This window comes from Bartonella vinsonii subsp. vinsonii, assembly GCF_902825235.1.
Lineage (GTDB): Bacteria > Pseudomonadota > Alphaproteobacteria > Rhizobiales > Rhizobiaceae > Bartonella > Bartonella vinsonii.
In genome coordinates, this window is record NZ_CADEAJ010000002.1 from 181,988 (window position 1) to 193,359 (window position 11,372).

Here is an 11,372-nt window from a genome sequence, read left to right on the forward strand (position 1 = left end):
ATTCCATAGCAAAGATATTGCATCAGCTATCTTAATAGTTGATGTAAGAAGACGATCAGGGAACCTCCTCCCCCCCCCCCGCGTGGATCCCTTAGATTGTCTGGCCTGACTGAGGATTTCCTCAGTCAGGCTTTATGTGTAAGGTTTGTTAAAGTCTTATAAGGGGGAGGGTATAGGCACATAGCATTGTGTGGCGTAGAGTGAAGATAATAGTTAAGAGCTGTTTGGCAGGGGGTGCTGTTACGTTATGCACTCATAAATACATTGTTCTTAATTAAAGATTTGTTAGGTATTGCTAGGGATTTTTTTTCTTTGCAGAATTTGGTACATAGGTAAGAGATAATGGGGTTTTGCTGGCATCGTGTCGTTTTCAGCTTGTTTATATTTTTCATTTTTGTTGCCAGTCTTTTCGCTTCTCGAAATATTGCAGTTCATAAGTTTTTATTCGGTCGTTCTTTTTTTTCTCAGCAGGTTGATGTTACAGAGGAAATGCTTCTAGAGAGATTGGCGGTATTGTTTCCAGATATTATAATGCAACTCTCTAAACTGAATCCTGAGCAACAGAAGCAGTTGATTGAAGAATTCCGTCGAGATGTAGTTTCTGCTGCATCTGCAAATGGTCAAAGTAGTGAACAGGCTCGTAAGTTGGGTGAAACTGTTGTTGTGGTTCTATCAAAAGCGATTCTACATCCTTCCATTGCTGATGCTTATTTTTAGTTTTTTAAAAATGTACTTTTGTGTGATCTTAAGGGTGTTTTTGGGCTTTTCGTGAATTTTAAGATCTTTACTCATTGTATAAGTCCTAAAGATGGGGGGGAATGTGCAAGCTTGGTGGTAGGAAAATATTTGCATGAAAATGAGTGATGTGAATTTTTATTCAGGCAGTTTTGGGATTTTTATCTTGCTTCTTTATAGAATTTTCTAAAAAACAGATAGACATAATTATTAAGTTTTGTTATAGAGTCTAAAATTAATATGTTTATGTATATTGGTGTGCTTCCTATGCGCGATGTTAATTTTGGTAGATAGCTTGTTTAGCAGAGCTTTTTTGGTAGCCAGTATTTATCAGCCAATGGAAAGCGTTAATAGCGGTTTTTATTCCAAGTCAGACTTTTGTGTTATCAAGGGACCTTGGTGAAGGCGTTCTTGTTTATCTTGCTTTTTGCAATTATGGAATTGACCTTATAAAGGATTTTAATAATCATATGTAAAAAATAGTAGAGGCATTTTTAATACTGTTTTCGGTTGCTAAAATTTGAGTGTGTTGTCATTATATCAACAATTTGTAGAGTATATTATCTTTTTTAGCACGTTAAAACTTTCATTATAGTTTCTTTGTTTTTCGATGTTTTATGAGATATAGAAAGATATATTGAGTAACTTTCTTCGGTTACAAAAAAATATCTTGAAATTGTCTTAATATTTTCATTTTCAAGCCGCTCTTTAGCTTTCTTTTTCTGTAGAATGCGTCCGCAATACCATTGCGGTTAGGATTTGAGAATGTCTGAGTGAAGAGAAAAAAATGCAAATTTTGAAACTCCTTTTAAATACAGCATTTGCTGTATTTTTTGTGTTTGATATAAGTTGGACTCATACGAGCTTAAATGTTGCAGGTTCAAATAAAAGCTCAGTGACTCCTTCTTCTAAGATTCCTGCTCGTCCTTATGAATTTCTTATTCAGAAATTTGCAAATAAGTATAATGTTCCTGTTAACTTAGCGCATGCTGTTGTAAGAATTGAGAGTAATTATAAGGCACGTATAAAAGGAGCTGCTGGCGAAATAGGTTTGATGCAAATTAAACCATCTACTGCGCGAGGATTGGGTTTTAATGGTTCTGTCCAAGATCTTTATGATCCTGCAACCAATCTTGAATATGGTATGCGTTATTTGGCGCGGGCATATACACTCAGTGGTGGAAATACGTGTGGTACAATCCTTAAATATAATGCAGGTCATGGGGCAAGAAAAATGAATTCCATTTCAGCAAAATATTGTTCAAAGGTAAAAACTTATCTGGCTTCATTAAAATAAAAAGTGCCTTGAAGGTGCTATGTTTGCTTGAAAATATCTTGAAGGTGCTATTTGCACGTGACGAAAAATGTTTTATAAAGGATGTGTCAGTCGGCTGGGCAGCCGCGCTTGTTTCATGCTTAAAGGCGTGCAGGTGAGGAAAGTCCGGGCTCCACGGAAAAACGGTGCCGGGTAACACCCGGCGGGGGCGACCCTAGGGAAAGTGCCACAGAAAGCAAACCGCCTATTTTTATAGGTAAGGGTGAAAGGGTGGGGTAAGAGCCCACCGCGCATTCAGTAATGAATGTGGCAAGGTAAACCCCACCGGGAGCAAGACCAAATAGAAATGACGCGCAAGGCTTAACTTGCAGCCGGTTTCCGGGCGAGTCATTCGGGTAGGTTGCACGAGGCGGATGGTAACATCCGTCCCAGATGAATGGTTGCCATGGAAAGTGTGAGCTTTACCATACAGAACCCGGCTTATAGGCCGACTGATATTTCATGATTGAATTCTCTTTGATTGATAGTGTCATGAATTTTTCTATGAAGTGTATACTCAAATGAAGAGTATTTTTTTACAACTATAACATTTCTTTAAGTATACTGCATTAGAATGTGCATCAGGTTCACTTTCGCTTTCATTGTGATAGATATGAGAGTTAAAGTTTTAGGTATTCTGACGTCAATTGCCTTTGGTGGCTGTTGATTTGAAGAAGCATAAATCAAGACGGATTATTTTGACAAAACAAGTTCATAAAGCTGAACGCCATATTCCAGTGTTGTTACAGCCAGTTTTAGCTGGGCTTATGCCATTGGTTGGAGCAAGAGTGATTGATGGCACCTTTGGTGCTGGTGGTTATACACGTGCTCTGTTAAAAGAGGGAGCAGAGGTTATTGCTCTTGATCGTGATCCTCATGCTATTAGCGAAGGACAATCGCTTGTTGATGAATTTTTTCCAAGACTTCGTTTGGTGCAAATGGAATTTTCACAGTTGGATCGCATCGTTGAAGAAAAGGTAGATGCTGTTATTTTAGATATTGGTGTCTCTTCAAGGCAGCTTGATGAAGCTGAGAGGGGCTTTTCTTTTCAAAAAGATGGTCCATTAGATATGCGAATGGCTCAGACTGGTTTTACTGCCGCAGATGTTGTGAATCGTTTAAAAGGGAATGAGTTAGCTCGAATCTTTAAAATATTAGGAGAGGAACGCTATGCGGGTCGAATTGCACGGATGATTGAAAAGCGTCGCTGCATTCAGCCCTTTTTACGTACAGGTGATCTTGCTCACGCTATCGAAACATTGGTGGGCCGTAAAAGCGGAGACCGCATTCATCCTGCAACGCGTGTTTTTCAGGCTCTTCGCATTTATGTTAATGATGAAATTAGTGAACTTGCGCGTGGCTTATTTGCTGCTGAACGTGTTTTAAAAGCAGGAGGCCGTTTAGGTGTTGTGAGTTTTCATTCTCTTGAAGATCGTATGGTTAAAAGATTTTTTTCTGCTCGTTCAGGAGAGCGTGTGAGATCGCGCTATCTTCCTGAAGTAGAGACGGCTCCAGCAACATTTTTTCCTTTGTTTAAAGGTGGCATAACTGCAAATGAAGAGGAGTTGCAGCAAAATCCTCGTTCACGTTCTGCGCGATTGCGTATTGGTGTACGCACAAAGGCAGAGAGCCTTAGCACAGATATGAAATTATTTGGTATGGCAGAGATTGCTCGTTTTGAAGGCAGCAAGAAATGACAGTTTTTCGTACATTTGATATGATTTTAGTGATGATTATGATTTGTATGGCAGGTCTTACTTATAAGGTAAAATATGATGTTCAAAAACGGATAAGCGAAATTCGTCGTCTTGAACATGAAATTGCTGCAGAAAAAAATACGGTGAATTTGCTTCATGCTGAATGGGCCGTGATGATAGAGCCTTCACGCATGCAAAAACTTGCAAGGCGTTATCAAAAAGAGCTTGGTTTAGAGATTATACAGCCTCGCCAAATTGTGGAATTTGAGGATATTCCGGCACGTGATCATGATCAAATTGAAGAAGTCATTAAACAAAATATCTTGGAGGAAAGTAAGGATATTTTGGCGAATAATCATGCTTCTCAGGTAAATGGCGGTGTTCAAAAAGGCGTGCAGTGATGAAATCATACTTTTTATTCTCGCAGAAAAAAAAGCACTTAAAGACCCCGTTGGATGTACATAACTTTCCCGTTCGTCGTTCGTATTCTAGTCGTGCACGCTTGCTTTTTTCTTTGCTCTGTTTCCTTATTTTATATGGTGTTATGGGGGCTTGCCTTATTTCTTATGGTCTTGAAGGTGGGCAGATTGAAGAAGCAAAAGGGCCAACTGTCCTTCAGTTAACTGCACGCCCTGATATTATTGATCGTAATAACCGTTTATTGGCAACGGATATTAAGACTTATTCGCTTTTTGCGGAACCACGACGCATTCTTGATGTAGATGAAACAATCGAATTGCTTTCAACAGTTTTGCCCGATCTTAATTGGCAGGAAACTTATAAACGTCTCAAAAAAAAATCCAGTTTTTCTTGGATTCAACGTGGCTTAACACCAACGCAAAAGACGCAAATTATGGCTCTTGGTATTCCAGGAATTGGTTTTCGTACTGAAATTCGTCGTTTTTATCCAAGTGGATCAGTGTTTTCGCATATTCTCGGCATGGTTAATGTTGATAATCAGGGCATAGCGGGGATGGAAAAATATATTGATGATGCAGGTTTGAGTGCTTTGCGTGCTGCTGGTCTTGCAACTGAAGAAGCGTTAAAGCCTGTTCAGCTTTCGATTGATGTACGTATTCAGACCATTGTGCATGATGAACTTAGGGAGGCAATGAAGCGTTATAAAGCGCTTGCTGCGGGAGCTGTTCTTTTAAATATCCACACTGGTGAAGTTTTGGCTTTGGCATCACTACCAGATTTTGATCCAGGAAACCCCGTTGAAGCTCTCAAAAGTGATCGCTTCAATCGAATGACCGCTGGAACTTTTGAAATGGGCTCTATCATTAAAAGTTTTACAACCGCAATGGCGCTTGATTCAGGGCTTTTTCATTTAAAGAGCGTCATTGATGCTTCACAGCCTCTTCAAGCAGGACAGAATTATTTTATCCGTGATTTTCATGGAAAAAATCGTCCTTTAGCACTTTGGGAGGTTTTTATTTATTCCTCTAACATTGGTTCTGCTAAGGAGGCATTGGCGGTAGGGATCGATGGACATCGTGATTTTTTGAGACGACTTGGTTTACTTGATCGATTGACAACAGAATTGCCTGAAGTTGCCCATCCTGTTGTGCCACGTCATTGGAAGGATATCCATTCTATGACGATTGCTTTTGGACATGGGATGGCAACAACACCTTTGCAAACAGCAGTAGGAGCTGCTGCTTTAATGAATGATGGATGGTTGATTGACCCCACCTTTTTGAAACGCACACAAGCAGAAGCTGTAAAATATGCAAAACAAGTTTTAAAACCTAAAACGAGTGAAAATATGCGTTATCTTTATAAGTTAAATAGCGATATTGGCTCTGGGCGTAATGCAAAAGTAGAAGGTTATCGGGTTGGTGGTAAGACCGGAACAGCTGAAAAAGTTGAAAATGGGAAATATTCTAAAACAAAAAACTTCAATAGTTTTCTTGCTGCTTTTCCTATTGAGAATCCTGCTTATGTTGTTTTAACAATTATCGATGAACCTCAACCTGAAGATGGACAGCGCTCAGCAACAGCAGCAATGAATGCAGGGCCAATGCTTGCTAATATTATTCGCCGTTCAGCGAGTTTTTTGGGAATAAAACCAGATTTTGAAAAAGAATACGAACCTCTTTTGAACACAAACAACAGTTCGAGTTTCGTTAAACAACAGTAAAATTAATATAAATATTAATATAAATAAGGTGTGTTATCATGTTGTTTGGAACAGTTTTTCCAGAATGTATTGAGGATGAAAATCTTTCTTCAATAGAAATAACAGGAATAAGTGCAGATTCTCGGCAAGTTTTGCCGGGATATGTTTTTGTGGCTGTGCAAGGAAAGCAAGGTGATGGCAAAGATTATATAAATGATGCACTAAAGCGTGGTGCACGAGCAATCGTTACGGATTGCTCTGTTGTTTTTGAGAATTTATCTGTTCCAATTTTACGCGTTTGTGATGTTCGTCATAGTTTAGCGATGGCAGCTGCACGTTTTTATGGTTCTCAACCTGAAACGGTTGTGGCTGTGACAGGGACAAGCGGAAAAACATCTGTTGTCTCTTTTACTCGGCAAATTTGGACTCATGTTGGATTTTGTGCCGCCAGCATAGGGACAGTAGGCGTTGTTTCTCCTCACAGGAATGATTCTGGTTCTCTCACAACACCTGATCCTGTAGTCTTACAGCGCCTCCTTTATGAAATCTCCAATGAAGGTGTTACACATGCAGCCCTTGAAGCATCTTCGCATGGGCTTGATCAATGTCGACTTGACGGAGTCCGTTTAACTGCTGGTGCCTTTACCAATTTAGGGCGTGATCATATGGATTATCACACGAGCGTAGAGGATTATTTGCGTGCTAAAATGAGGCTCTTTGATACACTTTTGCCTCAAGATTTTCCTGCTTTGATTTTTGCGGATGATGTTTATTCGCAAAAGGTTATTGATACGATTACAAAAGCACGCCGCCGTGTCTTGACAATTGGTCGTAAGGGGCAATTTATCACGATTAATCGTATTGAACATCAACGCTCAAAACAGTGTGTTGAATGTCGTGTGGAAAATAATATTTATACATTTGATTTGCCTTTGGCTGGAGATTTTCAGGTAGCTAATGCACTTATGGCAGCGGGGTTAGCAATTGCAACAGGTGTCTCTCCTGAGAAGGTTTTTCGTGCGCTTGAAACTTTGCAGGGAGCTCCTGGGCGATTAGAATTGGTTGGAAAGACAGAAGATAATGCGCCTGTTTATATAGATTATGCGCATAAACCAGAAGCTTTAGAGCAGGTATTGCTTTCTGTTCGCCCTTTTACACAGGAGCGTTTAATTCTTGTTTTTGGTTGTGGTGGTGATCGTGATCGGGGAAAAAGACCATTGATGGGAAAAATTGCGGAACAGAAGGCTGATATTGTTATTGTAACAGACGATAATCCGCGCACAGAAATACCAGAAAAAATCCGCAGGGATATTTTACAAGCAGTCCCAAGAGCAATAGAAATTGCAGATCGTGGTGAAGCTATTCGTTATGCGGTTGGGCTACTGAAAGCAGGGGATACTTTAATTATTGCTGGAAAAGGACATGAGAATGGTCAGATTATAGGGCAAAAAACAACTCCTTTTTCAGATCGCCTAAGAGCGATTGATGCTTTGCAGGAGCGCAATAAATGACAGTTTTATGGGATAAACAAGCGCTTGTTTCTGCAATTGATGGCTTTGTAGTGGGGAGCATGCCAGAAACTTTTTCTGGGGTTTCTATTGATAGTCGTACTCTTACAGAAGGTGATATTTTTTTCTGTATTAAAGGGCATCATCTTGATGGTCATGATTTTGCTGCGCAAGCTTATGCACGAGGTGCAGGCGTTCTTGTTGTTGCGGAAAATCGTTTGTCTGATATGGAAAAAATATCCGTTCCACTGCTTGTTGTCCCTGATGTTTTACAAGCTTTAGAACAACTTGCACAAGCCGCACGCAAGCGTTCAAGAGCTAAGATTATAGCGATAACAGGTTCTGTTGGAAAAACAACGACAAAAGAGGCTCTCAAACAAGTGCTTGCAACTGTTGGAAATGTTCATGCGAATCTTGCTTCTTTGAATAATCACTGGGGAGTGCCGCTTACTTTGGCACGGATGCCTGTGGAGAGTGATTATGGTATCTTTGAAATTGGTATGAATCATAAAGATGAAATTCGCCCTCTTGTTAAGCTGGTTCATCCTCATGTGGCTCTTATTACGCATATTTCTGCTGGGCATATGGGTTTCTTCAAAAATCTTGAAGAAATTGCAGATGCAAAAGCTGAAATCTTTGAAGGGTTAGATGAGGAAGGTATTACCATTTTAAACGCGGATCATGATTTTTTTTCTTATTTAGTTCAAAAGGCAAAGCAATGTGGTGTGAAAAAGATCTTAAGCTTTGGTGAGACTGAAAATTGTGATTATCAAGCGCGGGATATACGTCTTTTAACAGATTATTCTTCTATGCGTGTCCATATTTCTGGACAAGATAGGGTGATTAAGATTGGTGCTCCCGGACGCCATATTCTCCAAAATAGTTTAGGTATTCTTGCCATTTGTGATGCCATTGGCGTTGATTTGGAACGTGTTTTGCGTTCTTTGAGCTGTTTTTCTCTTCAAAAGGGGCGTGGTATTCGTTATCAATTGTCTTTGCCAAGTGGGGGCGAATTTCATTTAATTGATGAAAGCTATAATGCTAATCCCGCTTCTATGTGTGCTGCTCTTGATTTGCTTTCTACAGGGCCAGTAGGGGAAGGGGGGAGGCGAATTGCTATTTTAGGGGATATGTTGGAGTTAGGCATTTATAGTGAAAAACTCCATCGTGATCTCGTAAAGCCGGTGTCTCTTTCTGGTGCTGATCTGGTTTTTTTATTTGGTGAGGCAATGAAATTTTTAGCCACTGATCTGTCCACATATGTGAAGGTTCAGTATGCTGAAAATATTGAACAAATTTTACCGCTTATTTTTGCAGAAATTTCCAATGGAGATCTGCTTATGGTTAAATCATCCCATAGTCTTTATTCATCAAATATTGTGACTGCACTGCTTGATCGCTATCCAAGAGTTTCTCTCTAATTTAAAAGGTTTTTTGTACTATGATGCTGTTTCTTTCTTCGTTTAGTGATTGGCTTCCAGGCGTCAATGTTTTTCGTTATATTACTTTTCGCACGATAGCCGCGATGCTTACATCAGGGCTTATTGTGTTTTTATTTGGTCCTAGCATTATTGCTTCTCTTAAATTACGGCAGGGAAAAGGGCAGCCAATTCGCGCTGATGGTCCTCAAACACATTTTAAGAAGGCAGGAACGCCTACCATGGGCGGATTGATGATTTTAACGGGCACTGTGGTATCGGCACTTTTATGGTGTAATTTATCAAATCTTTATTTTTGGGTATCTCTCTTTGTTATGCTGTCTTTTGGGGCAATTGGTTTTTATGATGATTATCTTAAGGTGACAAAACAAACACACAAAGGATTTTCCGGTAAAGCACGGTTGAGTTTAGAGTTTTTGGTTGCAGCGATTGCTGCTTTTGTTCTCTTACAGGTTGGTTCTCCTGGATTGGCTCTGCCTTTTGTGAAAGAGTATTTCATCAATTTGAGCTGGTTTTTCATTCCTTTTTCTGCTTTTGTCGTTGTCGCAACTGGTAATGCGGTAAATTTGACGGATGGTCTTGATGGGCTTGCTATCGTTCCTGTGATGGTTGCGGCCCTGTCTTTTGCTCTGATTTCTTATCTTTCTGGTAATATCAATTTTGCGGATTATCTCCAAATTCGGTATGTATCAGGAACAGGTGAATTGGCTGTTTTATTGGGAGCTGTTGTTGGTGCGGGGCTTGGCTTTTTATGGTTCAATGCGCCACCTGCGGCTATTTTTATGGGGGATACTGGTTCGTTGGCTCTTGGCGGGCTTTTGGGTATTGTCGCTGTTGCAACTAAACATGAAATTGTTTTGGCTCTTATTGGTGGACTTTTTGTCCTGGAGGGGTTTTCGGTGGTTATTCAAGTTGGTTATTTCAAATTAACAAAAAAACGTGTATTTCTTATGGCGCCGATACACCATCATTTTGAGAAAAAAGGGTGGACTGAAAGTCAAATTGTAATACGCTTTTGGATTATTTCAATTGTTCTTGCTCTCATCGGTCTCTCAACACTTAAATTGCGGTAAAACTTTGATTTCTGTTGCGTGTTATAAAGGTCAAAAAGTTGCTTTGTTTGGTTTAGGGCAATCAGGATTGGCTGCTGCGCAAGCTCTGATCAGGGGCGGTGCAGAAGTGGTTGCGTGGGATGATAATTCTTCAGGTGTACAAGCTGCTGTTCGGAAAAATATTCCAACGAGAGATCTTCGTTATGCGGATTGGTCAGAGTTTGTTGCATTGATTTTAGCTCCTGGCGTTCCTTTAACTTATCCTAAGCCTCATTGGGTTGTTGAGAAAGCACGTCAAAAAGATATAGAAATTATCGGTGATATTGAATTATTTGTTCGTGCACGCAATCATTTTTTACAGTGCTCTGGCTTTTGCGATCAGGACGTTCCGCTCATTGCTATTACGGGCACAAATGGGAAATCAACAACGACAGCTTTGCTCACTCATTTGTTAGAACAAATGGGCTATGATGTGCAAATGGGAGGAAATATTGGCACTCCAATATTAACGCTTAAACCATTTATTAAAAAACGTATTTATGTGATTGAATGTTCATCCTTTCAAATTGATCTCACACCCTCTTTGCAGCCAACTGTTGGACTTTTATTAAATGTGACGCCGGATCATATTGATCGCCATGGTAGTTTTGATCTTTATGTGCAAGCCAAACGACATTTAGTTGCTAGGGCTTCTCATGCTTTGATTTCAGTTGATGATGCCGCTTGCAAAGCTTTATATCATCAATTGCTTCATGAAGATCATCAAGTTGAAGCAATTTCCAAAGAACACTTTGTTGAAAATGGTTTTTATGCAGATGGGACGAAGCTCTTTTCTGTTCGTCATGGGCGATGTCAGTTGCTTGCAGATCTTGCACATATGACTGCATTGCGTGGTTGTCACAACGCACAAAATGCTCTTATGGCGTTAGCAGCATTGCAGGCTTTAGGAATAACGGATCCACAGATAGAAAAGTATTTAGCGAATTATAAAGGGTTGGCTCATCGTATGCAGCAAGTGCGAAAAATGGGAGCGGTTTTGTTTATTAATGATAGTAAGGCTACAAATGCAGATGCGTCAGCTCCCGCACTTTCTGCTTTTCATAATATTTTTTGGATTGTTGGTGGGCAGGCCAAGGAAGGTGGGATTCATTCTTTGAAAGGCTTTTTTCCTAAAATTCGAAAAGCTTATTTAATTGGGACAGCAGCGGAAGAATTTGCCAGCGTTATTGGATCTTCTTTTCCTTTTTCAATGAGCTTAACTTTGGAAAGTGCGGTGCGCGAAGCTGCTGCTGATGCTATGTGTTGCAAGGAGAAAGAGGTTGCGGTTCTCTTTTCACCCGCTTGTGCAAGTTATGATCAATTTAAAAATTATGAAATGCGTGGAGAAGCGTTTGTTTCTTTTGTTATGCAGTTAAAAGAAGCATAAATTTAAGAAAATATTTTTACGTTAAGACTCCGGAATCTTTTTTTGTGTAATGCAGTTTTTAAAGTGTTTGCTAAAAAA

Annotated in this window: 9 protein-coding genes and 1 other RNA gene; all 10 read left to right on the forward strand. The window is 39.8% G+C overall.

What is annotated here, in order from left to right; translation table 11 throughout:
• The first annotated feature begins 342 nt into the window (after positions 1-342).
• The 10 genes from J7R12_RS03280 to murD all read left to right on the forward strand — a co-directional run bounded on the left by J7R12_RS03280 (position 343) and on the right by murD (position 11,294).
• Positions 343-717 (forward strand): hypothetical protein, encoded by a 375-nt coding sequence (locus J7R12_RS03280; RefSeq protein WP_126603584.1) that lies wholly within the window; start codon positions 343-345, stop codon positions 715-717.
• 805 nt (positions 718-1,522) lie between these two features.
• The gene (locus J7R12_RS03285; protein ID WP_126603583.1) at positions 1,523-2,032 is read left to right on the forward strand and encodes a lytic transglycosylase domain-containing protein; all 510 of its coding nucleotides are present in this window, start codon (positions 1,523-1,525) and stop codon (positions 2,030-2,032) included.
• 86 nt (positions 2,033-2,118) lie between these two features.
• Positions 2,119-2,510: RNase P RNA component class A (gene rnpB, locus J7R12_RS03290), an RNA gene on the forward strand.
• Between the two features lie 238 nt (positions 2,511-2,748).
• Entirely contained in the window at positions 2,749-3,747 is a 999-nt protein-coding gene (gene rsmH / locus J7R12_RS03295) for a 16S rRNA (cytosine(1402)-N(4))-methyltransferase RsmH (RefSeq protein WP_197721503.1), read from the forward strand.
• On the forward strand, positions 3,744-4,148 hold the full coding sequence (gene ftsL / locus J7R12_RS03300) for a cell division protein FtsL (RefSeq protein WP_126603582.1): 405 nt from the start codon (positions 3,744-3,746) through the stop codon (positions 4,146-4,148). Before rsmH ends, ftsL begins: the two co-directional genes overlap by 4 nt.
• Positions 4,148-5,890: a peptidoglycan D,D-transpeptidase FtsI family protein gene (locus J7R12_RS03305; protein ID WP_126603581.1), complete on the forward strand. Its 1,743-nt coding sequence runs from the start codon at positions 4,148-4,150 to the stop codon at positions 5,888-5,890. The genes ftsL and J7R12_RS03305 overlap by 1 nt, the downstream gene beginning before the upstream one ends.
• Before the next feature lie 38 nt (positions 5,891-5,928).
• A complete protein-coding gene (locus tag J7R12_RS03310) occupies positions 5,929-7,380 on the forward strand; it encodes a UDP-N-acetylmuramoyl-L-alanyl-D-glutamate--2,6-diaminopimelate ligase (RefSeq protein ID WP_126603580.1) in 1,452 nt (483 codons plus the stop codon).
• Entirely contained in the window at positions 7,377-8,798 is a 1,422-nt protein-coding gene (locus J7R12_RS03315) for a UDP-N-acetylmuramoylalanyl-D-glutamyl-2,6-diaminopimelate--D-alanyl-D-alanine ligase (RefSeq protein WP_126603579.1), read from the forward strand. The genes J7R12_RS03310 and J7R12_RS03315 overlap by 4 nt, the downstream gene beginning before the upstream one ends.
• 20 nt (positions 8,799-8,818) lie before the next feature.
• Positions 8,819-9,889 carry a phospho-N-acetylmuramoyl-pentapeptide-transferase gene (gene mraY / locus J7R12_RS03320; protein ID WP_126603578.1) on the forward strand — a complete coding sequence of 357 codons (1,071 nt, stop codon included), beginning with the start codon at positions 8,819-8,821 and terminating at the stop codon, positions 9,887-9,889.
• A 4-nt stretch (positions 9,890-9,893) separates the two neighbouring features.
• Entirely contained in the window at positions 9,894-11,294 is a 1,401-nt protein-coding gene (gene murD / locus J7R12_RS03325) for a UDP-N-acetylmuramoyl-L-alanine--D-glutamate ligase (protein WP_126603577.1), read from the forward strand.
• The last annotated feature ends 78 nt before the right edge of the window (positions 11,295-11,372 follow it).

Bases quoted from the DNA above. Each gene is read 5' to 3' on its own strand.
- J7R12_RS03280 (WP_126603584.1), top strand. From the start codon at position 343: ATGGGGTTTTGCTGGCATCGTGTCGTTTTCAGCTTGTTTATATTTTTC.
- J7R12_RS03315 (WP_126603579.1), top strand. From the start codon at position 7,377: ATGACAGTTTTATGGGATAAACAAGCGCTTGTTTCTGCAATTGATGGC.
- ftsL (WP_126603582.1), top strand. From the start codon at position 3,744: ATGACAGTTTTTCGTACATTTGATATGATTTTAGTGATGATTATGATT.
- J7R12_RS03305 (WP_126603581.1), top strand. From the start codon at position 4,148: ATGAAATCATACTTTTTATTCTCGCAGAAAAAAAAGCACTTAAAGACC.
- J7R12_RS03285 (WP_126603583.1), top strand. From the start codon at position 1,523: ATGCAAATTTTGAAACTCCTTTTAAATACAGCATTTGCTGTATTTTTT.
- J7R12_RS03310 (WP_126603580.1), top strand. From the start codon at position 5,929: ATGTTGTTTGGAACAGTTTTTCCAGAATGTATTGAGGATGAAAATCTT.
- mraY (WP_126603578.1), top strand. From the start codon at position 8,819: ATGATGCTGTTTCTTTCTTCGTTTAGTGATTGGCTTCCAGGCGTCAAT.